Annotated in this window: 31 protein-coding genes; 14 read left to right on the top strand and 17 right to left on the bottom strand. The window is 71.3% G+C overall.

The window, feature by feature from the left end:
- Nucleotides 1-207 precede the first annotated feature (207 nt).
- Nucleotides 208-1,041, top strand: a complete 834-nt coding sequence (locus tag IE94_RS0100725) for a C40 family peptidase (RefSeq protein ID WP_030145368.1) — start codon at nucleotides 208-210, stop codon at nucleotides 1,039-1,041.
- 133 nt (nucleotides 1,042-1,174) lie between these two features.
- Complete coding sequence (gene def / locus IE94_RS0100720) at nucleotides 1,175-1,801, top strand: peptide deformylase (protein ID WP_030145367.1); 627 nt, start codon at nucleotides 1,175-1,177, stop codon at nucleotides 1,799-1,801.
- Between the two features lie 99 nt (nucleotides 1,802-1,900).
- Here def and IE94_RS0100715 read toward each other — a convergent pair whose 3' ends face one another.
- Nucleotides 1,901-3,193, bottom strand: a complete 1,293-nt coding sequence (locus IE94_RS0100715) for a geranylgeranyl reductase family protein (RefSeq protein WP_030145366.1) — start codon at nucleotides 3,191-3,193, stop codon at nucleotides 1,901-1,903.
- 97 nt (nucleotides 3,194-3,290) lie between these two features.
- Here IE94_RS0100715 and IE94_RS0100710 point away from each other — a divergent pair, with 97 nt between their 5' ends.
- Both IE94_RS0100710 and IE94_RS0100705 read left to right on the top strand, forming a co-directional pair.
- The gene (locus tag IE94_RS0100710; RefSeq protein ID WP_030145365.1) at nucleotides 3,291-3,803 is read left to right on the top strand and encodes a GNAT family N-acetyltransferase; all 513 of its coding nucleotides are present in this window, start codon (nucleotides 3,291-3,293) and stop codon (nucleotides 3,801-3,803) included.
- Nucleotides 3,804-3,913: 110 nt separating this feature from the next.
- Nucleotides 3,914-4,270 (top strand): PASTA domain-containing protein, encoded by a 357-nt coding sequence (locus tag IE94_RS0100705; RefSeq protein ID WP_030145364.1) that lies wholly within the window; start codon nucleotides 3,914-3,916, stop codon nucleotides 4,268-4,270.
- Here the strand turns inward: IE94_RS0100705 and IE94_RS0100700 are convergent.
- The 4 genes from IE94_RS0100700 to IE94_RS0100685 all read right to left on the bottom strand — a co-directional run bounded on the left by IE94_RS0100700 (nucleotide 4,257) and on the right by IE94_RS0100685 (nucleotide 8,815).
- The gene (locus tag IE94_RS0100700; RefSeq protein ID WP_030145363.1) at nucleotides 4,257-4,952 is read right to left on the bottom strand and encodes a demethylmenaquinone methyltransferase; all 696 of its coding nucleotides are present in this window, start codon (nucleotides 4,950-4,952) and stop codon (nucleotides 4,257-4,259) included. The two genes, IE94_RS0100705 and IE94_RS0100700, sit on opposite strands and share 14 nt — an antisense overlap.
- A 69-nt stretch (nucleotides 4,953-5,021) precedes the next feature.
- Nucleotides 5,022-6,131 (bottom strand): acyltransferase family protein, encoded by a 1,110-nt coding sequence (locus IE94_RS0100695; RefSeq protein WP_030145362.1) that lies wholly within the window; start codon nucleotides 6,129-6,131, stop codon nucleotides 5,022-5,024.
- Nucleotides 6,131-8,389 carry a bifunctional polysaccharide deacetylase/glycosyltransferase family 2 protein gene (locus IE94_RS0100690; protein ID WP_030145361.1) on the bottom strand — a complete coding sequence of 753 codons (2,259 nt, stop codon included), beginning with the start codon at nucleotides 8,387-8,389 and terminating at the stop codon, nucleotides 6,131-6,133. Before IE94_RS0100690 ends, IE94_RS0100695 begins: the two co-directional genes overlap by 1 nt.
- An 18-nt stretch (nucleotides 8,390-8,407) precedes the next feature.
- Nucleotides 8,408-8,815: a hypothetical protein gene (locus IE94_RS0100685; RefSeq protein ID WP_030145360.1), complete on the bottom strand. Its 408-nt coding sequence runs from the start codon at nucleotides 8,813-8,815 to the stop codon at nucleotides 8,408-8,410.
- 250 nt (nucleotides 8,816-9,065) lie between these two features.
- Here IE94_RS0100685 and IE94_RS0100680 point away from each other — a divergent pair, with 250 nt between their 5' ends.
- Nucleotides 9,066-10,070, top strand: coding sequence for a chitinase (locus IE94_RS0100680; RefSeq protein ID WP_030145359.1), 1,005 nt, complete (start codon nucleotides 9,066-9,068; stop codon nucleotides 10,068-10,070).
- Between the two features lie 57 nt (nucleotides 10,071-10,127).
- Here the strand turns inward: IE94_RS0100680 and IE94_RS0100675 are convergent, their stop codons facing one another.
- The 4 genes from IE94_RS0100675 to IE94_RS0100660 form a co-directional block, all read right to left on the bottom strand.
- Nucleotides 10,128-10,727, bottom strand: a complete 600-nt coding sequence (locus IE94_RS0100675) for an imidazolonepropionase-like domain-containing protein (RefSeq protein WP_030145358.1) — start codon at nucleotides 10,725-10,727, stop codon at nucleotides 10,128-10,130.
- 7 nt (nucleotides 10,728-10,734) lie between these two features.
- Nucleotides 10,735-11,934: a cyclic dehypoxanthinyl futalosine synthase gene (mqnC, locus tag IE94_RS0100670; RefSeq protein ID WP_030145357.1), complete on the bottom strand. Its 1,200-nt coding sequence runs from the start codon at nucleotides 11,932-11,934 to the stop codon at nucleotides 10,735-10,737.
- A 77-nt stretch (nucleotides 11,935-12,011) separates the two neighbouring features.
- The gene (locus tag IE94_RS0100665) at nucleotides 12,012-12,818 is read right to left on the bottom strand and encodes a prepilin peptidase (protein WP_030145356.1); all 807 of its coding nucleotides are present in this window, start codon (nucleotides 12,816-12,818) and stop codon (nucleotides 12,012-12,014) included.
- Nucleotides 12,815-15,814 carry a bacterial transcriptional activator domain-containing protein gene (locus tag IE94_RS0100660; RefSeq protein ID WP_030145355.1) on the bottom strand — a complete coding sequence of 1,000 codons (3,000 nt, stop codon included), beginning with the start codon at nucleotides 15,812-15,814 and terminating at the stop codon, nucleotides 12,815-12,817. The genes IE94_RS0100665 and IE94_RS0100660 overlap by 4 nt, the downstream gene beginning before the upstream one ends.
- 283 nt (nucleotides 15,815-16,097) lie before the next feature.
- Here IE94_RS0100660 and IE94_RS0100655 point away from each other — a divergent pair, with 283 nt between their 5' ends.
- Together IE94_RS0100655 and IE94_RS0100650 are read left to right on the top strand one after the other, a co-directional pair.
- Nucleotides 16,098-16,757 carry a hypothetical protein gene (locus IE94_RS0100655; RefSeq protein WP_030145354.1) on the top strand — a complete coding sequence of 220 codons (660 nt, stop codon included), beginning with the start codon at nucleotides 16,098-16,100 and terminating at the stop codon, nucleotides 16,755-16,757.
- Entirely contained in the window at nucleotides 16,754-17,863 is a 1,110-nt protein-coding gene (locus tag IE94_RS0100650; RefSeq protein ID WP_030145353.1) for a hypothetical protein, read from the top strand. The genes IE94_RS0100655 and IE94_RS0100650 overlap by 4 nt, the downstream gene beginning before the upstream one ends.
- On the opposite strand, the gene IE94_RS0100645 is transcribed toward IE94_RS0100650, so the two are convergent.
- A complete protein-coding gene (locus IE94_RS0100645) occupies nucleotides 17,853-18,758 on the bottom strand; it encodes an RpnC/YadD family protein (RefSeq protein ID WP_030145352.1) in 906 nt (301 codons plus the stop codon). The genes IE94_RS0100650 and IE94_RS0100645 overlap by 11 nt on opposite strands.
- A 33-nt stretch (nucleotides 18,759-18,791) precedes the next feature.
- Nucleotides 18,792-19,217, bottom strand: coding sequence for an ATP-binding protein (locus IE94_RS0100640; RefSeq protein ID WP_030145351.1), 426 nt, complete (start codon nucleotides 19,215-19,217; stop codon nucleotides 18,792-18,794).
- A gap of 212 nt (nucleotides 19,218-19,429) precedes the next feature.
- Here IE94_RS0100640 and whiJ point away from each other — a divergent pair, with 212 nt between their 5' ends.
- The 7 genes from whiJ (at nucleotide 19,430) to IE94_RS0100610 (ending at nucleotide 23,142) form a co-directional block, all read left to right on the top strand.
- Nucleotides 19,430-20,281: a transcriptional regulator WhiJ gene (gene whiJ, locus IE94_RS0100635; RefSeq protein ID WP_030145350.1), complete on the top strand. Its 852-nt coding sequence runs from the start codon at nucleotides 19,430-19,432 to the stop codon at nucleotides 20,279-20,281.
- A gap of 11 nt (nucleotides 20,282-20,292) precedes the next feature.
- A complete protein-coding gene (locus tag IE94_RS0100630; protein ID WP_030145349.1) occupies nucleotides 20,293-20,484 on the top strand; it encodes a DUF397 domain-containing protein in 192 nt (63 codons plus the stop codon).
- Nucleotides 20,485-20,562: 78 nt separating this feature from the next.
- Nucleotides 20,563-20,991, top strand: a complete 429-nt coding sequence (locus IE94_RS40810; protein ID WP_245235143.1) for a WXG100 family type VII secretion target — start codon at nucleotides 20,563-20,565, stop codon at nucleotides 20,989-20,991.
- A gap of 57 nt (nucleotides 20,992-21,048) precedes the next feature.
- The gene (locus IE94_RS40805) at nucleotides 21,049-21,834 is read left to right on the top strand and encodes a hypothetical protein (RefSeq protein WP_245235142.1); all 786 of its coding nucleotides are present in this window, start codon (nucleotides 21,049-21,051) and stop codon (nucleotides 21,832-21,834) included.
- The gene (locus IE94_RS0100620) at nucleotides 21,834-22,457 is read left to right on the top strand and encodes a hypothetical protein (RefSeq protein WP_030145348.1); all 624 of its coding nucleotides are present in this window, start codon (nucleotides 21,834-21,836) and stop codon (nucleotides 22,455-22,457) included. The genes IE94_RS40805 and IE94_RS0100620 overlap by 1 nt, the downstream gene beginning before the upstream one ends.
- Nucleotides 22,458-22,479: 22 nt before the next feature.
- Nucleotides 22,480-22,821: a hypothetical protein gene (locus IE94_RS0100615; protein ID WP_030145347.1), complete on the top strand. Its 342-nt coding sequence runs from the start codon at nucleotides 22,480-22,482 to the stop codon at nucleotides 22,819-22,821.
- A 24-nt stretch (nucleotides 22,822-22,845) separates the two neighbouring features.
- Nucleotides 22,846-23,142 (top strand): hypothetical protein, encoded by a 297-nt coding sequence (locus IE94_RS0100610; RefSeq protein WP_030145346.1) that lies wholly within the window; start codon nucleotides 22,846-22,848, stop codon nucleotides 23,140-23,142.
- Between the two features lie 45 nt (nucleotides 23,143-23,187).
- Here IE94_RS0100610 and IE94_RS0100605 read toward each other — a convergent pair whose 3' ends face one another.
- The 6 genes from IE94_RS0100605 to IE94_RS0100580 all read right to left on the bottom strand — a co-directional run bounded on the left by IE94_RS0100605 (nucleotide 23,188) and on the right by IE94_RS0100580 (nucleotide 26,947).
- Nucleotides 23,188-23,649, bottom strand: coding sequence for a pilus assembly protein TadG-related protein (locus IE94_RS0100605; RefSeq protein ID WP_030145345.1), 462 nt, complete (start codon nucleotides 23,647-23,649; stop codon nucleotides 23,188-23,190).
- Nucleotides 23,646-24,080: a TadE/TadG family type IV pilus assembly protein gene (locus IE94_RS0100600; RefSeq protein ID WP_030145344.1), complete on the bottom strand. Its 435-nt coding sequence runs from the start codon at nucleotides 24,078-24,080 to the stop codon at nucleotides 23,646-23,648. The genes IE94_RS0100605 and IE94_RS0100600 overlap by 4 nt, the downstream gene beginning before the upstream one ends.
- The gene (locus tag IE94_RS0100595) at nucleotides 24,081-24,461 is read right to left on the bottom strand and encodes a TadE family protein (RefSeq protein WP_245235163.1); all 381 of its coding nucleotides are present in this window, start codon (nucleotides 24,459-24,461) and stop codon (nucleotides 24,081-24,083) included.
- 208 nt (nucleotides 24,462-24,669) lie between these two features.
- Nucleotides 24,670-24,930, bottom strand: coding sequence for a hypothetical protein (locus IE94_RS0100590; protein ID WP_030145342.1), 261 nt, complete (start codon nucleotides 24,928-24,930; stop codon nucleotides 24,670-24,672).
- An 89-nt stretch (nucleotides 24,931-25,019) separates the two neighbouring features.
- Nucleotides 25,020-25,940 carry a type II secretion system F family protein gene (locus tag IE94_RS0100585; protein WP_030145341.1) on the bottom strand — a complete coding sequence of 307 codons (921 nt, stop codon included), beginning with the start codon at nucleotides 25,938-25,940 and terminating at the stop codon, nucleotides 25,020-25,022.
- Nucleotides 25,937-26,947, bottom strand: coding sequence for a type II secretion system F family protein (locus tag IE94_RS0100580; RefSeq protein ID WP_037921582.1), 1,011 nt, complete (start codon nucleotides 26,945-26,947; stop codon nucleotides 25,937-25,939). Before IE94_RS0100580 ends, IE94_RS0100585 begins: the two co-directional genes overlap by 4 nt.
- Nucleotides 26,948-26,980: the final 33 nt, after the last annotated feature.

The following is a 26,980-nucleotide window of genomic DNA, read 5'->3' as shown; positions in this document are numbered from 1 at the left end:
CAAGCGTTCCAACAAGTGGTAAGCGCGGGGCAATTCGGGCGTAACGATCAAAGACCGTGATCACAGGCCGATTACGGCCCGTCCGCAATGTCCGTTACGGCGTCAATAAAGAGCGACACGCCCGGGATTCGGCGGCTCGATTGAACAACTGTGGCGCAGCCCACGTTTCTTGAAGGTATGGAGGAGCTACTGATACCGGTTGTCCCTATGTCCCACACCGCTCACATACGCAGCCACCGGAAGCCCCGCCGCAGCGCGTCGACGATCGCGATGCGGGCCGGAGTTGCCGGTGGCGTCCTCAGCACCCTGGCAGTGGCCGGTGCGTCGGGGTCGGCCAACGCGGCCGAACCGGTGACGCAGACCCTCGAACTGCCCACCCTGACGGCCGATCTGGCCGCTCAGGTCGCCCACTCCGCGGACGTCACGCAGCAGGCCGCCGCCAGCTACCAGCTGCAGGCCGAGCGTGACGCGGCGGCCGCCAAGGCCGCCAAGGAGGCCAAGGCCGACCTCGCCGAGGCCAAGAAGAAGGCCGCGGAAGCCAAGAAGAAGGCCGAGGAGGCCGCGCGCAAGGAGGCCGCCGAGCGCGCCTCGCGCACCGCCGAGCGCGCCACCCTGAGCGCCTCCGCGGACACCGGTTCCTCCACGGGCACCGGCAGCAGCACCAGCACCAGCACGTCCACGGCCACCGGTTCGGCCGCCGCCGTCGTCTCCTTCGTCCAGGCCCAGGTCGGCAAGGCCTACGTCTCCGGCGCGACCGGCCCCTCCGCCTACGACTGCTCGGGTCTCGTGCAGGCCGCCTTCAAGCAGGTCGGCATCAGCCTCCCGCGCGTCTCGCAGGCCCAGTCGACGGCCGGCACCCAGGTCGGCCTGGACAACCTCCAGCCGGGCGACATCCTCTACTGGGGCGGCGCGGGCAGCGCGTACCACGTGGGCGTCTACGTCGGCGGCGGCATGTTCGTCGGCGCGCAGAACTCCTCCACCGGTGTCGTCGAGAAGCCGCTCTCCTACGACCCGCCGAGCGGCGCGGTGCGGGTGCTGTAAGCCGCACCCCCGCCCGTACCCACGCGAAAGGGCCGCAGCCGCTCGGGGGCTGCGGCCCTTCGCGGGCTCCTGGCATGCTCAAGCACGGGCCGGTGCTCCACCGGCCCGTCCACGAGCCGAAGGAGAGAACGTCATGCCGAGCGTCTTCGTCCAGGGGCGGCCCGCCGCCTCCTGTCCCCCGTACGCGCCCGAGGCGCTGCGCGGAGCGGTGCGCCGCGTCACCGAGGTCGGCGAGGAGGTGCTGCACCGGCCGTGCCGTGACGTCACGGAGTTCGGGCCCGACCTCGCCGCGCTCGTCGACGACATGTTCCGCACGATGTACGTCGCGGAGGGGGCCGGGCTGGCGGCCAATCAGGTCGGCGTGGACCTGCGCCTGTTCGTCTACGACTGCCCGGACGACGACGGTGTCCGACATGTCGGACACATCGTCAATCCGGTCGTCGAGGCCCTCGCCCCGGCCGCGCGGCGGCTGCTCGACGAGGGCGAGGGGTGCCTGTCGGTGCCGGGCGCCGTCATGGCCGTACCGCGGCCCGACCGGGCCGTGGTGCGCGGCCTGGACCGGGAGGGTGCGCCGCTCCTCATCGAGGGCACGGGCTACTTCGCGCGCTGCCTGGCCCACGAGACCGACCACGTGAACGGGCAGGTCTACCTGGACCGGCTCTCCGGCCGGGAGCGGAAGGCGGCGCTGCGGCAGTCGGCCGCCCGGCGCGAGGAGGTCCTCGCGCGCCGGGCCGCCAACGCCGCTGCGTTCCCCGCCTGATCGGACACGCCGATCAGGCACGCCGATCAGGCAGCACCGCTGATCAAGCACCGCTCACGACGCGCCGCTCACGACGCGCCGCTGAGAAGGCGCCGCTGATCAGGCCTTCGGCGCGACCTTGCTCAGTCCGTTGATGATGCGGTCCATCGCGTCGCCGCCCGTCGGGTCCGTCAGGTTGGCGAGCATCTTCAGGGTGAACTTCATCAGGATCGGGTGGGTGAGGCCGCGCTGGGTCGCGATCTGCATGACCTTCGGGTTGCCGATGAGCTTCACGAAGGCGCGGCCCAGGTTGTAGTAGCCGCCGTAGGTGTCCTTCAGGACGCGCGGGTAGCGCTGCAGGGCGATCTCGCGCTGGGCCGGCGTGGCCCGCGCGTGGGCCTGGACGACGACGTCGGCGGCGATCTGGCCGGACTCCATGGCGTAGGCGATGCCCTCGCCGTTGAAGGGGTTCACCAGGCCGCCGGCGTCGCCGACGAGGAGCAGGCCCTTGGTGTAGTGGGGCTGGCGGTTGAAGGCCATGGGCAGGGCGGCGCCGCGGATCGGGCCGGTCATGTTGTCCGGGGTGTAGCCCCAGTCCTCGGGCATGGACGCGCACCAGGCCTTGAGGATCTCGCGCCAGTCGAGCTCCTTGAAGGCGGCGGAGGTGTTCAGGACGCCCAGGCCGACGTTCGAGGTGCCGTCGCCCATGCCGAAGACCCAGCCGTAGCCCGGCAGCAGGCGGTCCTGCGGGCCCCGCCGGTCCCACAGCTCCAGCCAGGACTCCAGGTAGTCGTCGTCGTGGCGGGGCGAGGTGAAGTACGTGCGGACGGCGACGCCCATGGGCCGGTCCTCGCGGCGGTGCAGGCCCATCGCCAGGGACAGCCGGGTGGAGTTGCCGTCGGCGGCCACGACCAGCGGCGCGTGGAAGGTGACCTCGCGCTTGTCCTCGCCCAGCTTGGCGTGCACACCGGTGATGCGGCCGGTGCGGTCGTCGACGATCGGCGCACCCACGTTGCAGCGCTCGTACAGGCGCACGCCGGCCTTCTGCGCCTGCCGCGCGAGCTGCTCGTCGAAGTCGTCGCGCTTGCGGACGAGTCCGTAGTCGGGGAAGGAGGCCAGGTCCGGCCAGTCCAGCTGGAGGCGGGAGCCGCCGCCGATGATGCGCAGGCCCTTGTTGCGCAGCCAGCCGGCCTCCTCGGAGATGTCGATGCCCATGGCGACGAGCTGCTTGACCGCGCGCGGGGTCAGGCCGTCGCCGCAGACCTTCTCCCTGGGAAAGGCGGTCTTCTCCAGCAGCAGGACGTCGAGTCCCGACTTGGCCAGGTGGTACGCGGTGGTGGAGCCGGCCGGCCCCGCGCCCACGACGATCACGTCGGCGGTGTTCTCGGAGAGCGGCTCAGTCTCGACGGTCACGGCGGGATCTCCCCAAGTTCGGAATCTGCGTGCCGACCGGCACTGGTCATGGGCAGTCTATTCAGCGTCACCGATCACCCGGCTGAAGGGCTGCCCCGTGAAGCGACCTCTCCCCGTTGTACGGTTGCGCGTCCCCACCGACGAGGACGCCGTCGCCTGGCACCGGATCTTCGACGATCCGGACGTCATGGAGTTCCACGGCGGGAGGGCCGCGGAGCTGTCCGTCTACGAGGAGCTGACCGCCCGCCAGCGCCGCCACGACGCCGAGCACGGATTCTGCCTGTGGACCGTGGTGGACGAGTCGGACCGGGTCATCGGGTTCACCGGCGCCCAGCCGTGGCCGGGCGACTGGGGTCCCCAGGGCGAGATCGAGATCGGCTGGCGGCTGGGGCGGGCGCACTGGGGCAAGGGGTATGTCACCGCGGCGGCCCGGGAGACCCTCCAGCGGGTGCGGACGGCCGGTGTGACGGAGGTGGTCACGATGGTCAACGCGCGCAACGCCCGGTCCATCGCGATCACGCAGCGGCTCGGCATGCGGCTCGCCGAGGTCTTCGCGATCCCGTCCTCCGAGCAGCGGGGGCACTGCTACCGCCTCGCCCTGCACCCGTAGCGAGGTCCGTTCATGACGCAGGGTGACCGACTGTCACAGTCAGCCACCCAACGCTTCCGGGGGGTGCTCCGCGGCGCTACTCTGCCGGGTACCGCTGGGGGGTGACGTCCGTGCGCCTGGTGCCCGAGGATCCCGAGAACGGCGACGTCCGCGTGCCGCGCCTGGTCGGTCTGATGGCCGTGGACGCGTACGAGAACGCCCACGTCCTGGGCCTTTCCCTGCACGCGCCGGACCGGCCCGACCTCCGGGTCGCCGTCGTCGACCACGTCGTGCGCCAGTATCCGCCGCCCGGCGCACAGGTGCCCCGGGAGTCGACGGTGTACGTGTGGTTCGACTTCGGGGAGGGCGAGGGCGGCGGGGGCATCCGCGAGCCGCGCGTGCCGTGTCCGCCGCCGGGCGGGCTCCGCCGGGAGCTGGCGGAGCCGGGGGAATCGCCGTCCTGCTGTGCAGCGCTCAGCTCGCCTTGAACCCGCGGTGCAGCGTCACCACGCCGCCCGTCAGGTTGCGCCAGGCCACCTTGGACCAGCCGGCCTTGCCCAGCCGCTCGGCGAGCGCCGGCTGGTCGGGCCAGGCCCGGATGGACTCGGCGAGGTAGACGTACGCGTCGGGGTTGGACGACACCGCGCGGGCGACCGGCGGCAGGGCGCGCATCAGGTACTCGGTGTAGACGGTGCGGAACGGCGCCCAGGTCGGGTGCGAGAACTCGCAGATGACGACCCGACCGCCGGGCCGCGTCACCCGGTACATCTCGCGCAGCGCGGCGTCCGTGTCCTGCACGTTGCGCAGCCCGAAGGAGATGGTGACGGCGTCGAAGACGTCGTCCTTGAACGGCAGCCGCGTCGCGTCGCCCGCGGTGAACGGCAGCCAGGAGTGCCGTTCCTTGCCGACCTGGAGCATGCCCTGGGAGAAGTCGCAGGGGACGACGTAGGCGCCGGTGCGGGCGAAGGGCAGCGAGGAGGTCGCCGTGCCGGCCGCCAGGTCCAGGACCTTCTGCGCCGGGCGGGCGTCGACGGCTCTGGCGACCGCCTTGCGCCACGCCCGGTCCTGGCCGAGCGAGAGCACGGCGTTCGTCAGGTCGTACCGTTCCGCGACGTGGTCGAACATCGAGGCGACTTCGTGCGGCTGCTTGTTCAGGGAAGCGCGGGTCACGGGCCCATTGTTGCAGCACCGTCCTGACCGCCCGTGCCGCAGCCCCGGCTCACGGCGGCGGGCCCCGGCTCACGGCAGCAGCCGCGGCCGCCTCCGCGCGGCGACGTCCTCCACCCACCCGAACAGCAGCACGAACACCGCGATCAGCACCCAGCCCACCGCCAGCAGGAACCACTGGCTGTCCAGCGGCAGATACGCCTCGAAGGCGGGCACGTCCCAGAACCGGTCGATCAGCGGCACGGCCAGGACCAGGGCCAGCTCGTGCCAGAGGTAGATCGTCACCGCGCGGGCGTTGAACACGCTCACCAGCCGGTCCAGCCGCCGCAGCCGGACCAGCCCCGAGAGGTCGACCCCCAGCCGCGCCTTGGAGTACATCAGCAGCGTCACGAACCCGGCCGACCAGAAGGCCTGCGCGAGCGGGATGTCGTCGAGGTCGTAGGTGCCGTACTCGGCCCGGTGCGCGAAGGCGTACCAGGCGCCGCAGGCGAGGGCGGCGAGCGACAGGGGGACGACGGCGGCCGGCTTCGGGCGGGCCAGCACACCGTCGCGGTGCGCGAAGCCGAGGACCCAGCAGAAGAGGTACGTCGCCAGGTCGAGCAGCCCGGTGCCGAAGCGGTTCTCCGGCGGCTGCCAGAGGAACTGGAACGCGAGGATCGGCGCCAGGGACAGCAGCAGCACCGGCACGGGCGCGAGCCGGAAGACCCGCAGCAGCAGCGGCGAGAGCAGCACGAACCACAGATACGTCCTGAGGTACCAGAGGATCTCCCAGGCCTGCTCGCCCCACGCGCTGCCCGGCGGGTCGCCGAGCGGCACGACCCAGTAGACGATCTGCCACCCCGGCATCCAGCCGCGCGCCAGCATCGCGCCCACCACGAACAGGCCCCAGCACCACAACGGGGGCAGCAGGCGGCGCAGCCGGCTCCGGAGCACCACGGCGGCGGGCCGCTGGAGCGAGCGGGCCATCAGGGTGCCGGCCAGGGCGAACATGACCCCCATGGACGGGAAGACCAGCCCCGCCCAGGGCCAGCCGAAGGCGTGGTAGGCGACGACCCGGACGAGGGCGAGGGCGCGCAGGGCGTCGAAGTACCGGTCCCGCCCCGAAGCACCCCCACCGCCCCCACGGCCCTCGGCGCGCACGGACGGCACGGTGCGCGCGGCGCCCTTGCTGTGCGCCCCCATCAGCCGGTCCCCGAAGTACCCGCCGGCGTCCCCACCTCGCCGGTCCGTTTCAGCTTCTGCCAGCGCAGCCGCCCGCCGGTCAGCGCGGTGACGCAGGAGTGGATGAGGACCAGGTACATCATCTGCCGGTACGCCAGCTGCTGGAGCGGCATCATCAGCAGGTACCGGTACTTCTCCCGGTCGAGCCGGAAGGCGTACGCCGCGCACACCAGCTGCACGGCCAGCACCGCGAGCCACGCGAGGAGCGCCGCGCGGAAGTCGACGAAGACCATCGAGTAGACGGTGAACACGTCGATGAGCGGCGCGAAGACCGGCGTGACCACCTGGAAGAGCACCACCAGCGGCATCCCGACCCGCCCGAAGCGGCCGGAGGGCCCCTTGTCCGTCAGGGAGCGGCGGTGCTTCCACAGCGCCTGCATCGTGCCGTACGACCAGCGGTAGCGCTGCGACCAGAGCTGGCCGAGCGACCCCGGCGCCTCCGTCCAGGCGCGGGCGTGCTCCTCGTAGATGACCCGCCAGCCCGCGCGGTGCAGGGCGATGGTGATGTCGGTGTCCTCGGCGAGGGTGTCGTCGCTCATGCCGCCGACCTGGAGGACCGCCTCGCGCCGGAACGCGCCGATCGCACCCGGGATGGTCGGCATGCAGCGCAGCAGGTCGTACATGCGCCGGTCGAGGTTGAAGCCCATCACGTACTCGATGTGCTGCCAGGCGCCGATGAGGGTGCGCCGGTTGCCGACCTTGGCGTTGCCCGCGACCGCGCCGACGGAGGGGTCCGCGAAGGGCTGCACCAGGCGCCCCACGGTGTCGGGCTCGAAGACGGTGTCGCCGTCCATCATCACGACGATGTCGTAACGGGCGTGCCGGACGCCGTTGTTGAGGGCGGCGGGCTTGCCCGCGTTGGCCTGCCGCACGACCCGGACGCCGGGCAGCCCGAGGGACTCGGCGATCTCCGCGGTGCCGTCCGTCGACCCGTCGTCCACGACGATGATCTCGACGGGGTGCGTACTGCGCGCCAGGGATCTCAGGGTCGCCTCGATGCACTCCTTCTCGTTGTACGCCGGGACGATCACGCTCACGGGTCCGGTCACGGGCGGACCCCAGCCGAAGCGGCGGCTGTTGCGCCGTCGGTGGTGGCGACGGGCGAGGACCAGCATCATGGCGAACCGGCCCATGACGGCCACGCCCACCACGACGAGCCCGACCGACAGCGCCGGCACCGTCCATTCGGCGACCGCGACGGCCGCGATCAGCGCCTTGCCCTCGTAGAGGGTGGCACCGGTGGCCTCGTGGTGGGCGGCCTGGAGGCTGTCGCCGGAACCCGTCGTGCCCGTGGCTCCGTCGGCGGGTCCGGCGCCGGTGGGCTGCTGATCGGCCATGACACCGCTGACGGTGGTGAAGGTGTAGCCCTTCGCCTTCATCTTCTCGATGTACTTCGGCAGCGCCTCGATCGTCTGCGACCGCTCGCCCCCGGCGTCGTGGAAGAGGACGGAGGCGCCCTCGTCGTCCTCCGGAGTGGCCCACTCGACGATCTTCGAGACGCCGGGCCGCTTCCAGTCGTCGCTGTCGGTGTCGATGAAGACGCTGGTGTAGCCGTCCTGGCCGAGACTCTCGTAGACGGGCCAGCTGTAGTTGTCGATGGCGTCCGTCTCGGAGGAGTACGGCGCCCGGAACAGCGTGGTGGTGATGCCGGCCGCACCCGCCAGGGCGAGCTGGGTCTGCTCGATCTCGCGGGTGACGCGAGCCTGGCTCTGGTAGGAGAGGTCGACGTGGGTGAAGGTGTGGACGCCCACTTCGTTGCCCTGCTCGACCATGTCCCGCACGATGCCCGGGTGGCGCGAGACCATCGATCCGACCAGGAAGAACGTGCCGGGCACGTCGTACTTCTCCAGGATCTCCAGCACCTGCGGCGTCCAGGTGGGGTCGGGGCCGTCGTCGAAGGTCAGCACGATCGTCTTGTCCGGGACGGAGACGGTGGCGGCCTGTCCGCCGGGGAAGGAGAGGATCGGCCCGCCGTCCAGTACGTCGTCGGGGACGTCGCTCGCCGAGGCGCCGGTGCGGACGCGCTGGTCGCCGCCGACCTCCGCGCGCAGATAGCCGTCGAGCAGCATCACGCAGGTCAGCGCGAGCAGGAGCAGCAGGGCGAGGAGGACGCGGGGGCGTTGCAGCGCGGCGGCCCGGCCGGCGGCCCGTTCCATGCGGGAGGGGGCGCGGCGGCGGCCCCGGGCGGGCGGGGCGGGGGATGTGCTGGGCGTGGTCATGAGGGTGGCGGCGTCCGGTCAGTCGGTGCGGGCGGCGGTGCTGGGGACCGCGCTGGGGGAAACGGTGGGGGCGGTGCTCGGCGGCGCGCCCGTGGGAGCGCCCGTGGGAGCGACCCCGCCCTGCGGACGCGTGCCGCCGCCGGGGCCGGGGCCGCCCCCGGGTCCGCCAGCTCCGCCACCGCCACCCACGCCGAAGGGCAGCAGCGAGGACGGGTTGACCGAGATGCCGACGCCCATGAAGGCCAGGCCCAGGACGGCCGTGTAGCCGACGCACACGGCCCCCACGAGCAGTCCCAGCCGACGCAGCAGCCGGGCCCGGCGTCCGGTGCTGTCGACGAACACGGGACCCTCGGCGGATCCGTTGCCGCGTTTGCGGCGGCGACCGCGCGGGGCGGCACGGGAGACGGTGGCAGGCTCGGGATGCATTCCCCGGACGTTAGGGAGCCTTGCCTGTCGCGAACTGGCAGTTCCTTGAGAGGTCCCGGTGAAAAGCGGCCGTTCCTGTCCGTTTCCTGGGAGACGGCCCCGAACGGCGCCCTTTCCTCAGCGAAGACCCAGGAACGCGTGCCACCTTCACTGGTCCGACGCCGACGCCGACGCCGACGACGGACGCCGGACGACGGACGCCGGACGCCGGACGCCGGACGACACAGGACAAGAACGGGAGAGTGCGCTCATGAGGGTTCACCGGACCGCGGCAGCCGGGTGCGCCCTGTTGTTCGCCCTGGCCACCGCGGGCTGCGCCAAACAGGACGACGGCACCACCGACGCGGCCCCCGCATCGCCGTCGGCGTCGTCCGAGCCGACCACCGCCTACGCCCCCTACGTCAGTGCCACCACCGCCTCCGGCACCGACGCGGCGGGCTCCCCCACGGCGTACAACCTGGCGTTCGTCATCTCGTCCGGCGACGACTGCGTCCCCCGCTGGAACGGTGTCCAGGACATCGACGACACCTCGGTAGCCGCCCGCGTCGAGCGGCTGAAGGACTCCGGTGCCACCGTCCGCGTCTCCTTCGGCGGCGCGTCCGGCACGGAGCTGGCGGCGGCCTGCGACCGCGCCTCGGCTCTGGCCCGGGCGTACGGCGCGGCCCTGGACGCCGCCGGGTCCACGCGGGCGGACTTCGACATCGAGGGCGACGAGCTGAGCGACGCCGACTCCCTCGCGCTGCGCTCGGAGGCGATCGCCCTGCTCCAGGAGGAACGGAGCGGCCTGAAGGTCTCCTTCACCCTGCCGGTGATGCCCTCGGGCCTGGACACCGACGGCCTGGCACTGCTGGCGTCGGCCAACGACCACGGCGTACGGGTCTCCACCGTCAATCTCATGACCATGAACTACGGCGAGTCGTACACCGGCGACATGGGCGACTACGCCCTGGCCTCGGCGAAGGCCGCGCACGCCCAGCTGCGGAAGGTCTTCGGCACCTCCGACGCGGACGCCTGGCGGGGCATGGCGCTCACCTCGATGCTCGGCGTCAACGACGTCGCCGGTGAGACGTTCACGCTCGCGGACGCGGCCGAGGTGCGCGCCTTCGCCGAGGACAAGGGCGTCGCCTGGGTGTCGATGTGGGCGGCCTTCCGCGACAAGGCGTGCGGCGCGGACGCCTCGGCCGCCGACGCGCTCACCACGTGCAGCGGCGTGGAGCAGGCGGACGGGGCGTTCGGAACGGCGTTCGGCGCGTAGGCCGGGGACGCCGGACGGGCCCCGCGGGGCAGCGCGGGGCCGCGCGGGGCCGCGCGCTCAGCGCCCCCGGTACACCAGACGGCCGCCCACGACGGTGGCCACGCACGTGGACGCGCCCTCCCGCACGAGCGCCGCCCGGTCGGGCACGTCGAACACCGCGAACCGGGCGGGCTTCCCGGGGGCGAGCGCGGGAAGCAGCACCAGCGGCACCGGCGAGAAGGACGCGGGCCCGGGCAGGGTGGCCGGACGCGCCGCCACGGCGAGTCCGGCCCCGCGCACCGCGTCCAGGGCCGCGCGGCCTCGCAGTTCCCCGGCGACGGCGACCGTGCCGTGCGCCAGCAGGCGTTGGACCCCTCGGCGCGCGCTGGCGCCCCGCGCGGACGCGTCCGCGCCGAGCAGTGCGAGCGCGCGCTGACCGAAGAGCGGCTCGGTGCCCAGCCGGTCCGCTTCGCGCGGGTCGGGGTGGTACGCCTGCTCCAGCAGCTCCGGGCCGTACGGGTTGAGCAGTCCGGGGGTCAGGATGCCGGGCCACCGGCGCACCCGCGCGCGCGGGTGGTCGGCGGCCAGTTCCTCGTACGGGCCGACGGCGGCGAGATGCGCGCCGTCGACCAGGACGGCCGTCTCGGGCGAGGCTTCGCAGGCGTGGATCGTCAGCACGGCGGCGTCAGTTGGAGGCGAGCAGCTTCAGCTCGGGGTGCGCCGTGCCGCCCTCGATCGCCGTGGAGGAGATGTGGGAGGCGACGCGCTCGTCGACGGGGTCGTTCGCCGGGTCGTCGTGCACGACGAGGTGCTCGTACGTCGTGGAGCGCTGCGCCGGGACGCGTCCGGCCTTGCGGATCAGGTCGATGATCTCCAGCCGGTTGGACCGGTGCTTGGCGCCCGCGGAGGAGACGACGTTCTCCTCCAGCATGATCGAGCCGAGGTCGTCGGCGCCGTAGTGCAGGGAGAGCTGGCCGACCTCCTTGCCGGTGGTCAGCCAGGAGCCCTGGATGTGGGCGACGTTGTCGAGGAACACGCGGGCGATGGCGATCATCCGCAGGTACTCGAAGAGCGTGGCCTGCGTGCGGCCCTTCAGGTGGTTGTTCTCGGGCTGGTAGGTGTACGGGATGAAGGCGCGGAAGCCGCCCGTGCGGTCCTGCACGTCCCGGATCATGCGCAGGTGCTCGATGCGCTCGGCGTTGGTCTCGCCGGTGCCCATCAGCATGGTGGACGTCGACTCGACGCCCAGCCCGTGCGCGATCTCCATGATCTCCAGCCAGCGCTCGCCGGACTCCTTCAGCGGCGCGATGGCCTTGCGCGGCCGCTCGGGCAGCAGCTCGGCGCCGGCCCCGGCGAAGGAGTCGAGCCCGGCGGCGTGGATCCGCCGGATCGCCTCCTCGACGGACACCTTGGAGATCCGCGCCATGTGCTCGACCTCGCTCGCCCCCAGGCTGTGGATGACGAGCTCGGGGAACTCCTTCTTGATGGCGGCGAAGTGCTTCTCGTAGTACTCGACGCCGTAGTCCGGGTGGTGGCCGCCCTGGAACATGATCTGCGTGCCGCCCAGCTCGACCGTCTCCGCGCAGCGGCGCAGGATGTCGTCGAGGTCGCGGCTCCAGCCCTTCTTCGTGTCCTTGGGGGCCGCGTAGAAGGCGCAGAACTTGCACGCCGTGACGCACACGTTCGTGTAGTTGATGTTGCGCTCGATGATGTACGTGGCGATGTGCTCCGTACCGGCGTACCGGCGCCTGCGTACGGCGTCGGCGGCGGCGCCCAGCGCGTGCAGCGGGGCGTCGCGGTAGAGGTCGAGCGCCTCTTCGGGGGTGATCCGCCCACCGGCGGCGGCGCGGTCGAGGATGGGCTGAAGGTCGGCCTTCTCGGTCACCGGCGTCCCTTTCGCAAGGTTCGTGGGGTTGTGGACAGACCTGCCCAGCGTACGCCAGGCGTTTTGCCCGTTCGTGCTCAGGCCGCGTACGCCCCGGCCAGGACACCGAGGAAGGCGCCCGCGATGAGGAAGGGGCCGAAGGGGATGGCCGTCTTGCGGTCCGCGCGCCGGGCGACGAGGAGGGCGCCGCCGTACAGCGCCCCGAGCAGGAACCCGGCGAAGGTGCCCAGCATCAGGGTGGGCCAGCCGTACCAGCCGAGGACGGCACCGGCCGTGAGGGCGAGTTTGACGTCGCCGAAGCCCATGCCGGCCGGGTTGACGAGGAACAGCACCAGGTAGCTGGCGCCGAGGGCGAGGGCGCCCAGCACGGCGGTGGTCCACTCCCCCGCGTGCTCGGGCACGAGCGCGGTGAGGCCGAGCAGGACGAGCGCGGCGCCGGCGAGCGGCAGGGTGAGCGGGTCGGGCAGCCGCCGTACCTTCAGGTCGACGACGGACAGCAGCACGCCGACCGGGGCGAGCAGCAGCCAGACGGCGATCTCGGGCCGGGTCCCGGTGGCGGCGGCGAGGGCGAGGCAGACGACGGCGGTGACGGGAGCGAGGACGAGGCGGCTGGGCCCGTAGGGCACCGCCGCCGGAGCACGGTGGTACTCGGTGCCGGTGGTGGCGTCGTACGTCGGTTCCAGCAGGGCCGGAGTCGGGGGGCACGTCCGGCAGCGGGCCCCGCCGAGCCAGCCGCGGACCGGGTGGCCGCCCGGGCACTCGGTGTGCCACGCCTGCCCGGACGGTGCGGCGAACCGGTAGGCCGCGCGGGGCAGCAGCGCGCCCGTCGCCGCGCCCCACAGCGCGGCGAGGAGGACGACCAGAAGGTCGAGGTCGATGCTCATCCGGCGGCGGAGACGCCCTCGCGCCAGGTCGGCAGCAGTTCGTCGAGCAGCGCCTCGGTACGGGGCGGCAGCCCGCGGGCCCCGCTGCGGTCGACGAGGTCGGCGGCGAGGGCGCGCAGCCGGTCGGAGTCGCCGGTGGCGTGCGTGGCACGCAGCAGCTCGTGCCACAGGCGCTCGTCGGCGGGGGCCGTGCGCAGCGCCGCGTTCAGCGCCTCGATGGCCTTCTCCGCGCGGTTCTTCTCCAGGTGGAACTCGCAGAGGGCCAGCCCGGTGTCGGCGACCAGCAGCGGGAGCTGGGCGTCGACGATCTCGTGGGTGAGCCAGCGGTAGCGGCCCTCGGGGCGGTCGGCGAGCAGCGGCCCGCGCACCAGCACCAGCGCGTCCGTGAGCAGCCGCCCGCGCACCTGGCGGCTGCCGACGCCCCGGCCCTGCGTGGCCTCGTAGTAGAGGGAGCGCAGTACGTCGAGATCGGAGACGACGGACTGGGCGAGGGTGAGCCGTCCGGTGGCGTCGGTGCCGAGCCGCGGGGTGCCGTCGGGGTCGGTGCCCAGCCAGGTCCGCAGCCGCTCCAGCAGCGCGTCGCGCACGTCCGGGGTCACGCCGCGCGGCCACAACGCGGAGGACAGCACCCGCGGGTGGACGCCCTCGCGGTGCAGCAGGAGCAGCGCCAGCGCCTCGTGCAGCAGGGCGCTGCGCTCGCCGTCGGGCGCGTCCAGGCCGATGATCTCGTACGACCCGACGAGGCGGGCGTACACCGCGGGCCGGCCCTGCTCGCTGATGTCGACGAGGAACGGCGGGGCGTTGGCCGGCCGGCCGGGTCCGCCCTCGGGGTCGGAGCCGGGATCGGCGTCGGTGAACAGCTCGACGACGGCACGCCGCTGGGCGGCCGGCAGCATCTGGGCGTCCAGTTCGAGCCCGAGCAGCGGTGCGAGCAGGCGGCCGTCGCCGGTGATCTCCATCTCCCAGGCGGCGCCGGGCAGGTCGGTGCCCCGGGTGCCGACGAGGTAGCCGATGCCGAGCCGACCGGCGTCGGCGGCGAGTTCGGCCAGCCGCAGCGCGTCGTCGTCGGAGGGCTGGGCGGCGAGCAGGACGAGGTGCGGGGCCCAGCGCGTGTGCTGGGCGGGCCCGGTGCGGCCGGTGAGCACGGAGTCGTGCCCGGCGGCCCCGAGCGCGCCGCGCCGCTGCCGGGTCTCGGCCGACATGGTCTCGAAGAGGTCCTCGAACCCGTCGAGGTGCCGTATCCGGTTGGGCGCGAGGGGCGTGAGGTCCTCCCCGAACCCGACCAGGGTGATGGTCATGCGGTCCGACCAGCCGTTGGTGGCCAGTTCGGCGGCGACCGACGCGAACACGGCGGCCCGGTCGGCCTCGGCGCCGCCGAGCGAGACGATGCCGGGCACCGCCTCCAGGTTGAGCAGCAGCCGGGAGTCGTCCATGGTGCCGAGGCTGACGAGCCCGGGGTACGGCGCGGCCGTCTCGGCCTCCTCGTACCGCTCGGCGTCGGCGCGGGCGAGCATCCAGAAGGTCTGGTCCTGCCCCTGCTGCCAGGGCGCGGGCGGCTTCCCGGCGGGCTGGGCGAGCTGGAGGTGCAGATCGCCGTTGCCGCTCATCCAGGCCGCGTAGACGACGGGCAGCGGACGGGACTCGGCGGTCAGGGAGGCGGCCAGCCCGCGCAGCGAACGGTCGAGCAGGCGTACGCCCTCGGGGTCGGCGCCGACGAGGAGCGCGTCCTGCACGTCCTGGGCGTCACCGGTGGGCGTGGGCGGCTCCATGCCGCGCCGCCCGCCGACCGCGCCGAGCGCCGACTGCCACATCGCCTGGCGGCGCCGACGCCCGAGGGCACCGAGGAGACCGGCGGCGAGCAGCGGCGCGGCGAGCAGGGCCTCGGGCAGTCCGAAGGAGTCCCCGGCCTGTCCGGCGGCGGGGGTGGCGTGCTCCCCGCCCGTGCCGGGGACGGGAGTGGCCGGTGTGACGGGATTGACGGGGTTCGCGGGCGTGGGCGCGGGCCGCTGCTCGGGCAGGGACACCTGGGCGTCGCCGCCGCCACTCCCCGGGTGGGCGTGGTCCCCGGTCCGGGCGTAGTCGCTGATGTGCTGCTGCACCTGCTCGGAGACGTTCGGCGCCTCGTCGGGCATCTCGACCAGCTCGCCGCCGCGGGCGTCGCCGGGCATCTCCATGATCCAGCCGGGCCGGATGAGGCTGGCCTCGGACAACCGGGACCCGTCGGGCTGCACCCGGTCCTTGTTGAGCTCGAAGATCTCCTTGTACCGACGCCCGTCGCCGAGGTGCCGTTCGGCCACCTCCCAGAGGGAGTCGTGGTGACGCCCCTCGGGCGGCTGGATCCGGTAGTACTTCGTGTCCCCGTGCGCGGCGGCCGCGCCCCCGTCGGCACGGGCCGCGGCCTGCCCCGCCTGCCCGGCCTGCTCGGCGAGGGCGCTCGCGGTGGCGGCGGCCTGCTCCTGCTGCTGGGCGAAGAGTCCCGGCGTCTGCTGGGCGGCGGCGGCGGCCGGCTTCTGGTTCCCCTCCAGGCTCTGCCCCAGCTGCGACAGCCCCGGCGTGAGGCTCGCCGCGGTGGCGCCGACGAGGAGCAGGGCGGCGACGAGCTGCCGGGCCAGCAGCTGACTGGGCCCGGACCCGGGCACCCGCCCCGGCACCCCGACGCCGGACAGCGCGGCCTTGACCTCGACGAGCACACAGGCGGTGAACTGCGCCCAGGCGAGCCAGACGATGACGGTGAGGATGTGCAGGAAGGTGCTGACGGTGATCTCGCGCTGGAGCCAGTCGAGGCTCGGCGCACCTCCCGGCAGCGGCCACCCGACGGTCACGGCCAGCGCGAACGGCACCCCTGCGACCAGCACGAGCAGCACCACGAAGGCGAGGAACGCCTTGACGAAGTCCCCGAACGACCGCCGCCGCACCCGCACGGGCTGGGGCGTGCGGTTTCTCGGCACCGAGGGAGCCGTCGAGCTTGACGAGCTGGTGGTGCGGCGTCGCGGCATGGGCGGAATCCTGGGTCGTGGTCGTGGGCGGCGAAGGCCGCGGGGGCGTCCGGTATGAGGGGTGTGCTGAGCCTACCGAGATCTTATGGACTCCCACCGACAGCGGCGAAGGGGCGAAGACGCCCCACCTCACAACGCCCGCCCCCTTCACGCTGTTTGCCCGCTTCTGCGAACACCCCCTTCACGCTCCGCACACAATCGCCGAAAACCGGCCAGAGGCCGTGCACTCCCCCCTGGTAGCTTCGTTCCCTGTCGCACACGTCGTATCCCGGGGGGAACACCAGTGGCCCGCAGCGCCCTCACCATGACCGCCGCCACCTTCGCCGCGACGGCGGCCCTGCTCCTGACCGCCTGCGGCGGAGGGGACTCCTCGCCGGACGACATCAAGGGGGCGGGAACGGGAACGAGCGCCTCTTCCCCGTCGGCCTCGGCGTCGGGTGCGGCCGACGTGAAGCGTCCGGACGTGAGCCTGCCCGAGGACTTGAAGCTGGTCTTCGACTTCGAGAGGCCGTCGGACGCGGAGCAGGCCGCTGCGCTGGAGGACGCCGCGAACTACATCCGTGCCCTGGACCACGGCATCGCGCAGCAGGATCCGAACGACCCGGCGTACCAGTTCTATTCGACAGGCGGCGCCGAGAAGTACGCCAAGTCCCAGATCGAGGCGTGGGTCAAGGACGGCTGGACGGTCACCGGAAACGACCGGTACTTCAACGCCGACATCGATCCCGTGGGCGAGGGCAAGTCGGTGCTCGTCAGTTTCTGCCGCAACCAGGCGAAGTTCTACAGCAAGAAGGTCGAGACCGGGAAGGTCAACTACACCGACGAGAACCTGGACAGCTACCAGAAGTTCAGCCTGCTGATGAGCCCGTCCGAGGCGTCGGCGGCGGTGTGGCAGGCGCGGCAGATCGAGGTACAGGGGCGAGTGAAAGAGTGCAAGGGATGACCGTGCGTCGTCGCACCCTTTACTGGTCCTCCGCAGCTCTCTCGATTGCCTTGGTCGGGGGCCTGGCCCCGGCGGCCCAGGCCAATGGAACCCCCGGCAACACCACGACCCCTCCAGCCGACGAGAGCCCCCGGGGGGATGCGAACGGCCGCACCCTGCTGTCGTCGGTCTCCCAGTCCAGGATTCGGCTCACCTACCCCGACGGCCGGACCGGCAGCGGTTCCATGGAGGACCTGACCTCCGTCGACCCCAACTGGGAGCCGCCTGTCTGCTGGTACGAGCCGGTGTTCACTCCCGAACAGCTCAAGTCCGCGGTCGCGGACCTGAAGAAGAACGGCGGCCTGGGCGCCGTGAACGCCCATGAGTTCTGGACTTCGGGCATCTTCGTGGATCACTACGAGGAGGGCGAGGATCAGGACAACTTCGACATCAACACGTCGAAGAACACCATGGCCAAGGGCTACAAGGACTACAACCTGGGCAAGGACGGGATGTTCTGGCGCAGCGTGGTCCGCAAGGGGCACGAGCAGGACACCAGGGCCTGGGACTGCGGCCGCGTCATGTTCTGGCAGGACGCCGGCACGATCCCGGACGACGAACACGCCCCCACTCCCGAGACGCTCGCCGCCTACGCGTACGACCAGATCGACGTACCGAAGACCGAGGTCGAGCTGAAGCCGCAGACCAGGTCCACCGTGAACCTCCCCACCTGGGTCTGGCTGGACAAGGGCACCTTCAAGGAGGTCAAGGTCCGGGCCGAGCTGCCCGACACGGGCCTGTGGGCGGAGACGACCGCGAAGCCCGTCGCCCTCCACCTGGAGCCCGGAACGGCCGACGCCGAGACCTTCCCCGCCTCCGGCGACTGCGCGATCAACGCCGACGGGTCCATCGGTACGCCGTACACGAAGGGCAAGGCCGACCGGACGCCGCCCTGCGGCATCCGCTACCTCCGCGCGTCGAACGGCGAGCCGTACCCGCTGAACGCCTCGATCACCTGGGAGATCTCCTGGGAGGGCACCGGCGGCGCCCAGGGCGACCTGCCGGACGGCACTTTCGAGACGACCCGGGACATGGAAGTCCAGGAGATCCAGTCCATCAATCGCTGAACAGATCCTCGGCCCGCTCGGCGGTCACCGCACGGCGGGCCCAGATTTCGAGCTGGTCGAGGTCCGAACAGGCCAGCACCCGCTCGCGCACGGCCTCGGACACCGGGATGGCCCGCCACTCCAGAATCCGGAGGGTCATCCCGGCCCGGTCCTCGAGCCGCCCCTCTTCCCGGCCCTCCACACGGCCCTCCACACGGCCTTCCTCGCGGACCTTTTCGGCCACCGGGTTGTTGAAGAAGTAGCGGATCTCCGACATCAGGTCCCTCCAGATCTCCTTGGCCCGGGAATCGGCCAAACACGACTCGATGAGCTGTCCGAACACCGCGGCGCTGTCACCGTCGACGGTCCGCAGAGCGAAAGCCAACGGTTCCAGTATGGCGGCGGCCCGTTCGCCCCGCCCGTGCGTCATGGCCGACAGAACGGCCAGCGGGACATCCCTCTCCGCCTCCCGCTCACTCGCGATCACCGGCACGTTGTCCGGACCGATCACCAACGGTCGCACCGTCAGCGACTCCCAACCGGGCAATCCCCGCCGGATGGGCTGCGCGGCCCACCGTGCCGTCGTGCTGTTCTGCGTGATCACGACGAGTACCGGCTCACAGCGGTACTTCTCGTACAGGTACGCAAGGTAGTACGGCCAGCTGCCCCGCTTCCTTTCGTCCTGCTTCCCCTGCGCCTCGACGACGAGGAGGTAGGCCCCTTCGTCCGTCTCCACACGCATCAGCGTGTCCACACGCCGTTCGACGGGCTCGATCTCCGTGACATCGGCGTTCAGGACCGCGAAGTCACGCGGCTCCGGAAAGGGAACGCGCAGCACCTTCTGAAACGCCCGGGTCAACAGCGCCGGGTCCTTCTGAAAGACCCGGTGCAGCGCCTCGTGCGACGAGCCGACCATCAGCTCTCCCTCCTGTACGACGCGATCAACGCGCTACGCCGCGACAAGGTCACACCAGACGTACTTGCCCCGGTTCCCGCCCCTGGCCAGCGGTTGCCATCCCCACACGTCCGCGCACGCCCGCACGAGGGCGAGCCCCCGCCCCTCCTCCGCTTCCGTGAGCGCGTCCAGGTTCCCGGGCGGCTCGGGCGGCCCCGGGTCGGCGTCCCACGCCCCGACCCGCAGCACACCCGCCGCCCACCGCACCCGCAGCGCGGCGGGCCCCTTGGTGTGCCGTACGGCGTTGGAGACCAGCTCGGTCGCGATCAACTCGGCGGTGTCCACGAGGCGGATGAGGCCGTGCATGGTGAGGATCAGCCGGAGGGTGCGGCGGCAGACGGTGACGGCGCGCAGGTCGTTGAGGATGTAGAGGGTGTACTCCCAGGGGGCCGCCGGGTCGACGGGCTCGGATTCGGGCATGGGGAACTCCGTTCAGTGAGAGGGAGAGGCAGGTGGCATCGCCGCAACCGTCATGGACAGAACGGCGCGGTGCACTTCCGGCACATCGACAGCACTCCGTGTGCGGCGCATCACCGACGGTAGAGCAAAAATTTTTGCCCCCGCAAGCTGTTGCTCTAATCTGGCCCCGTAAGCGGTACGACGACAGGTGAGTTGAGGCCCGGAGGAAGCACGTGGCGCCAAGGAGTCGACCAACGGCGCGGCAGGTACGTCTGGGTACGGAACTGCGCAGGTTGCGCGAGGCCGCCGGGCTGAAGGCGCGCGAGGTGGCGGGGCTGATCAGCTCGACCTCGGCCCAGATGAGTCAGGTTGAGGCAGGCTTCGCCGGGGCGAGCGAGGAGCGTGTGCGACGGCTGGCCGCTCACTACGCCTGCGCCGACGAGGCCCTGGTCGACGCCCTGGTGGCGATGGCGACCGATCGCACTCGGGGCTGGTGGGAGGAGTTCCGGGGGGTCCTGCCTCCGGTGTTCCAGGACGTCGCCGAGTTGGAACACCACGCGACGTTCCTGCACGAGGTCGTGATCACTCACGTCCCGGGACTGCTGCAGACGCCCGACTACGCACGCGCGGTCTTCGGCTACATGGTGCCGGAGTTGCCGGACAGCGAGCTGAGACCACGCGTGGAGCATCGCCTGAGGCGCCGGGCGGTGATCGAGCGCGACGCCCCGGCGGCCTACGAGACCGTGGTCCACGAAGCCGCGCTCCGCATCCGTGTGGGCGACCGCGCAGTGTCACGAGCGCAATTGCACAGGCTCCTGGACGAGTCGGAGAGGGAACACGTCACGGTGCGGGTCATCCCGTTCGACGCCGATCACTTCGCCGGCGCCAGCGCCGCCATGATGCATGTGGGCGGGCCCCTCCCTCAGCTGGACACCGTGCTTCGCGACTCCCCCAACGGCACGGCGTTCCTGGACGCTCAGTCCCAACTGGAGCGCTTTCGAACGCTGTTTCGTAAGGTGGAGCAGGCGTCACTCGATCCCAACCGGACGCGTGATTTCATCCACCAGCTGGCGAAGGAATTGTGAGGTACGGGACCGTGACCGTACGCCCCCGTTGGCGGAAGTCCTCCTACTCCGAGGGAGGCGACGGCAACACCTGCGTGGAGATCGCAGCGTTGCCCACCCGCGTGGCCATACGCGACTCGAAGGCACCCTCCCGGGGCACGGTCACCATCCCGGTCAGATCTTTCGCCGCCCTCATACAGGGCCTCAAGAGGGCCGCCGTCTGACCGACAGCACGATCGGGTGCGATAAATTCATACGCGCGTTCCAAGTGAGGGCATCGCACGTGCACGGGGGAGAACACGGTGTCGCACAGGCCGGCGGACTGGTACGTACTCGACCTGGACAAGGACCCGACGCCGGGCGACCCGGACCGCATTCGCAAACTCGCCGGTACCCTGCACGACTTCGCGGACGACGTGTCCGACGTCCTGCGCGACCTCAAGGGCATCGCCAAGGAGGAGGAGATCCTCTCCTGGGCGGGCAAGACGGCGGAGGTGTTCGCCGAGGAGTTCGAGGACGCCCCGAAAAAGCTGCGCAAGCTCAAGAAGTCGTACAACCTGGCGGGCGACGCGCTGGCCACCTTCTGGCCCGATCTCCAGGACGCCCAGGAGAAGGCCGACAAGGCGCTGCGCGACGGCCGCAAGGCCCGCGAGGAGCTTTCCACCGCGCAGACGGCCCTGACCGGCGCCGAGGACTGGGTGCGCAGGGCGACCGAGAAGACCGACTCGTAGGACCCGGCCTGGGCCTCCGACCACTGGGACGAGATCGTCACCATATGCAAGTGGGTCGTGACGATCGTCGGCATCATCGTGATGATCGTGGGCGGCCCACTGGGCTGGTTGGTGTTCGCTGCGGCGCTTGTCGTGATGGCGGACACGATAAGAAAGGTCATCAAAGGGGAAGCCGGCTGGGGCGATCTCCTATGGGCCGCCTTGGACTGCATCCCCGCCACCAAGGGCTTCACCAGCCTCGCCAAGCTGGGCAAGCTGTGGAAGGCGGGCGGGCTGAAGGCACTCGGCGCCGGGTTCATGAAGGGCATCGGCGGAGGGCTGCTCAAGAAGGTTCAGCAGCTGAGGTCGGGAGGGCGCCTACGCGGCATCTACCGCCCGTTCAAAGGATCTACCCGCCCTTTCGGTGGCACGATCCCCTATCGGGTCCTCACCCCAAAGGCGCGACAATTGGCAAGGTACCTGACCAAAGGGCCCGTTCGCATCTCGCCCAACGAAGTCAACATATCCCACATGTCCGAACTTCAGCAGTTCCACGGAGTGGAACACGCAGTCGTACAGAACCCCGCGGGACAGATGCGCCTCTTCCAGGGGGACGAGGTGACGACGATCGTCCCGAAGGAGCTGCGCGACGAGGGCTACAAGTCGTCCCTGCTGTCCGTCCTGGGCGTCGTGGATCGCTACGAGCCGGACGTCATGGAATACGAAGCGATCGACTACTACTCACCGAAACTGCTGCTTGAGTACACGGCGCGCGCCCCGCTGCGCCTACCTCGTGAAGCGGTCGTGTTCCTCACGGAATACGCCCAGGATTACTCCCCGGTCAGTTACGACGACGAGGCCTGATGTCCACACGTTCCACGCCCCTTGGTGTATCCCTTTCGGTCCCGGAATCGTGGTGGGAGTTCGACACCCGTCCCGAAGGCCGCGAGTCGACGATCCGCGCGCTGGTGGACGAACGTGTCGGCGAGGCGCCTGACCTGGCTCCTTACCGTCCCGACCTGACCGCCATGCTCCGGAAGATGGCCAAGGACGCTCACGACTCCGGTGCGCTCTACCTGGGCTGCATGGACGAGAACTTCGACGGTGTTCCGCTCTCCGCGACCGTCACCGTGTCCGTCCTCGGTGCCAAGAACAAGCAGGGGGTCGCCCTGTCCACCGATCCCCGGGCCATCGCCGACAGCCTGCGGACGATCACCGCGCGGCGCGAAGGGGACGCCTGGCGGAAGGTGACGACCGTCGACATTCCCGAAGTGGGCCCGGCCGCACGGACGTACGGCGTGGAGGACGTGCCCGTGGCGCCGGGCGACAGCCGTACCCTTCGTATGGTGCTGACGCAGACGTACATCCCCGTCCCGGGAACCACCGACCAGGTCGTCCTCGTCTCCGGAGCCAGCCCGGTGCTGGATCTCGCCGAGGCGTTCCACGACATCTTCGACGCTGTGACCGGCACGTTCCGTTTCGTCTGAACCGCAGAGAGGACTTCGGGCCATGGGCAAGAGCGACCTCGCACTGCCGTTGACCGAGCTGGAGGACTACGGACGCCGGCTGCGGTCGCTCAAGACGCGGCTGAACCACACGAAGAAGCTCTTCGAGTCCTACAAGGACGACATCGGCGACGGCAGCGTCAACGACGCGCTCGACGACTTCGAGTCCAACTGGGAGGACGGCCGCGAGGACATCACCCAGCAGCTCGACGCCCTCGCCAGCATGTCGGACGCCGTGGTCCGCGAGTTCAAGAAGCTCGACGACGAACTCACCAAGCAGGTCAACGACGCGGTGAAGACGGAGGACAAGCGGAAGGGAAGTAAAGGTGGCGGTGGGGAGAAGTAGCGCCGTTGGGGGCCGGTACTGGCGATGGCATTCTCTCTGCGACTGACCTTCGTGCGAGGTGTCTCCTCCTCCGCCTTTCTGTTCCGGGCAGAGGTCGACGACGAAGTCGTGCTGCATCTCCTGCTGGACCGAGAGGCGGGTTCAGTCCGTCCGGCCGACGAGGACGGTCACCCGGTCGGGGTTCGCAGGCTGGATCTCAATGACGGAACGTTCCATTCGGTGAACGCCGACGAGAATTTCGTTCTGCTGGCCTCACACCTGGCCGCACAGTGGCGCAAACCGGGGAGCCCTGAGCGGGAGGTCCGCAAGTACTTCGGCTGAGGACTGGCAAGGATTGAGTGGCCGACACCTGCCGGGGACGCCCGCTCACCCCACCTCGTTCTCCGCCACCGCCTGGCCGTGGACGACCACGTCGCCGCCGTAGAACATGCCGGTGAAGACCGGGGAGTAAGTGAGCTGGACCTCGACCTGGACCTGGGCCGCGTCGGCCGTGACGCAGTGGGTCGCGGCGATGTCCGCGCCGGTCATGTCCATCTCGGCGGCGAAGGCCTTGACCCGGGCGTTGCAGTTCTCGTAGTTGATCGGGGCGGGGCCTCCCACATCGTCGTAGAGGGCCTCGCGGTCTATGTCCTGGGCGGCGTAGCGGGCGGCCTGCTCCGCGATGTCCGCGGCGCGTTCCCGCTTGGAGATGGACATGCCGCCATCGATGACGAAGGCCGAGAGGGAGAGGAAGACCAGCGCGAAGACGATGACCGCGCCGGCGCCCGAGCCCCGGTCGTCCAGCCGGGTGCGCCGGTCCGCGAGCCACGCGCGTACCAGAGATCTCACGCCGTCCTCCGGTACGGGTCCAGCGGGGAACTGAAGGTCGCCGACAGGGTGGTGGGGATGTCCAGGCCGATCGAGGCCAGGCCGCGCACCTCGCAGCTCACCTCGACCGTGAAGAGGGTGTCCGGTTCGAAGCCCGCGCTCTTCTGGACGACCGAGACCGGGCCGGAGCAGACGTCCGCGAGGTTGGCCTCGGCGGCCTTCTTCGCCTCCGCGATCGCCCTGCCGTGGTCCTTCTGGATCGAGCCCGCGCGGGCCGCGTCCCTGGCGGCGCCGTCGAGCGCCCCGCGGCCGTCGACCAGCTGGCCGAAGGCCACCAGGACCAGGATGAAGAGGATCATCACGGGGGCCAGGATGACCACCTCGATGGTGGACAGGCCCCGGTCTGCGTCGTCGCGACGCCGGCGACCGTCCATGGGACCGGAGGGGTTCATCTAGTTGTCCCCCTCCGGCACGAAACGTTCGACCGGGCCCGCCGACTGGGCGTGCACGGTCAGGTCCAGGCCCGGGAAGACCGTGGGGATACGGGCCGTGATCTCCACTCCGACCGTGTTCTGCTCCGGCTGGAGCATCTTCACGTCGGGTGACAGGACCAGTTGCGGGCCGAGTTGGCGGATGTAGCTGTCGACCACGTCCTGGGCCTCACCCCGCCACGCGCCGGGCCGGGCGTCGGCCGTCGCGCGGGCCTTGCGCGCGCCCGCCTGGGCCGCGGCCTGCGCCACGTGGTCGGCGAAGAAGTACAGGCCGAACTGCACCGTCGCGAAGATCATGAAGAACAGGACCGGAGTGAGCAGCACGAACTCGATCGCGGTCATGCCGGAGTCGTCGCCCCGGGTGGTCGCGGCCTCCCGCGCCACCTCCACCCTGCGGCGCACCCGCCTGTGCACGCCCCCGAGCACGTCCCCGAGCGCGTCCCCGAGCGCGCCGCTGAGCGCGCCGCTGAGCACGCCGCGCACAACGCCCGGCGTCCTCGTCCCCGTCTGTCCCGTCACGTCGTCCCCGTCAGAACCTGGCGTCGGCCGGTCAGCAGGTCTTGCCCGCGTCCGCGCCCTTGATGCAGTCGCCGACCTTGTTGGCGCCGTCGCTGAGCGCGGCGTTGATGATGGCGGCCACCACGCCGACGATCGCGACGACGACCGCGGAGATGATGACCCACTCGACCGCGGAGGCGCCGCGGTCCAGCTCCCCGGAGCGGGCGCGGTCCACGCGGGCCCGCAGGAAGGTGATCAGGAAGTCGACGGGCACGATGCCCGTGGTGCCGGTGCGGAGGTTCCGTCCGTTCATGGTGGGTTCTGTCCTCTCGTATCAGTTCTGGGAGCGAAGCGGCTCGGAGCTGCTGGATGGGGGCTGCGGCGGGTGCGCCGGAGACTGCGTCACACCTGGAACACCCGCATCGCCGCCGGGTAGATCAGGAACACCAGGAACCCGGCACACAGCAGGAGTTGGGCCACGAGCATCGACTGGGACTTCTCGCCCGCGCTGCCCTCGATCTCGGAGAGTTCGCGGTGGCGCATGGTCTCGGCGCGGGAGGCGAGGGACTCGCGGACCTTGGCGCCGTCGTCCGCCACCAGGGCGAGGGAGGCGGAGAGGTCCTTGAGTTCCTCGACGCCCAGGTCCTCGCCGAGCTGGCCCAGTGCCTGCCACTGGCTGATGCCCGTGATGCGCGCGTCGGCCAGCGCGTTGCGGATGCGGTGGGTGGCCCAGCCGTCCGACACCTCGGCCGCCGCCATCAGCGCCTCCGGCAGGCCGCGGCCGCCGGCCAGGCTCATGGAAACCAGGTCCAGGTACGCCCCGATCACGCGCCGCAGGTCACGGCGTTTCTCGGCGGCGTCCCGGCGGACCTCCAGGTCGGGGAGGAAGAAGAAGAGCGCGGCGCAGAGCAGGGCCAGCCAGACCGGGATGATCGGGCTGTCCCCGAAGCCCAGCTGCCAGACGATCGCGAACAGGAACGGGCCGAAGAACAGGCCGCCCACCGCCAGCAGCGCCTTCGTCGCCAGGAACTTCTCCCAGCTGCGGTCCAGCACCGCGAGGTCCGCGCGCAGCGAGCGCTGCTCCCAGCCCTGCTGGAGGTACAGCTCCGCGACCCGGGCGCCGACCTGGGCCCGCAGCGAGCCGAGACGGCCGGTGTCCTTCACCGCGCGGGACGACTCGTACGCCGCCCCGCGCGCCCGCATCGCGTCGATCCGGGCGACCTGCTGGATCGGGCTGCGTCTGCTCGGCATCAGGGCGCGGATCAGGGCGTAGACGCCCAGGCCGATGACGGCGCCGACCAGGACCGGCATGGTCAGGTTCATCGTCGTACCCCCTCGTCCCCAGACGCCGGAGACGGCTGGGCCGGTTGCGGCAGGCGCTGCACGGGCTGTCCCGGCTGACCGGAGTGGCCCGGCTGTCCCGGCTGACCCGGCGTGCGGGGGCGCACGAACTGGACGTCGGAGCCGTCCCGGACCAGGAAGCGTTCCGGTGTCTCGATGGTCGACAGCTTGCGCAGCCACCAGAAGCCGAGCGCGAACAGCCCGCACACGCAGGCCAGCACGAGCTGGCCGACGGGTGAGCCGTACGGCTCGACGAAGTCCCGGTTGAAGATGGACAGGCCGAGGACGAAGAGGACCGACACCGCGACCACGATCTGCACGGACCGGCGGGTCGAGGCGCGCTGCGCCATCACGCGCTGGCGCATGTCGACCTCCTCGCGCGCCGACTTGGCGAGCGCGCCGAGGACCTGCCGCAGACCGGGGCCGCGCAGCCGCGCGTTGAGGATCAGCGCCGCGACGATGATGTCGGCGGACGCGTCGTCGATCTCGTCGGCGAGGTGCTGGAGCGCGTCGGGCAGCGGGGTGCGCGAGCGCAGCCGGTCGACCAGGGCGTCCAGGTGGGGGCGGAGTACGGGCGCGGCGGCTCGTGCGGAGGCGGGGATGGCCTGCTCCAGGCCGACCGCGCCCGCGATGGTGTCGCGCAGCGACTCCGTCCAGGAGGCGAGGGCCTCGACCCGCTTCATCGCGGCGCGTTCCTCGGAGGCGCCGCCGAAGAGTCGGTCCCAGAAGAAGACCAGGACACCCGCCGCGATGCCCAGCACCGCCCAGCGGGTCAGGAGCAGGACGAGGAGACCGACGAGGGCCGCGGCGGAGCCCCGCCGGCCCGCCCAGCGAATCAGCTCGTTGACGCGCTCGCTGGCCTGCCGCTTCTCGTGCTCGGGCTTGGCGGGCAGTCCGCGCACCGCGACCAGGAAGAGGGCGAGGCCGCCGCCGACGGCGACACCGCAGCCGAGCGCGTACAGGATCGAGGTCGAGAACAGTCCGCCCATGGAGCCGAGCGAGTCCAGTGCCGCGAGCGTGGT

The sequence above is a fragment of the Streptomyces violaceorubidus genome, from assembly GCF_000717995.1.
Classification (GTDB): Bacteria; Actinomycetota; Actinomycetes; order Streptomycetales; family Streptomycetaceae; genus Streptomyces; species Streptomyces violaceorubidus.
The sequence above is the reverse complement of the archived record's forward strand: the minus strand, read 5'-3'. Positions and strand labels throughout refer to the sequence as shown.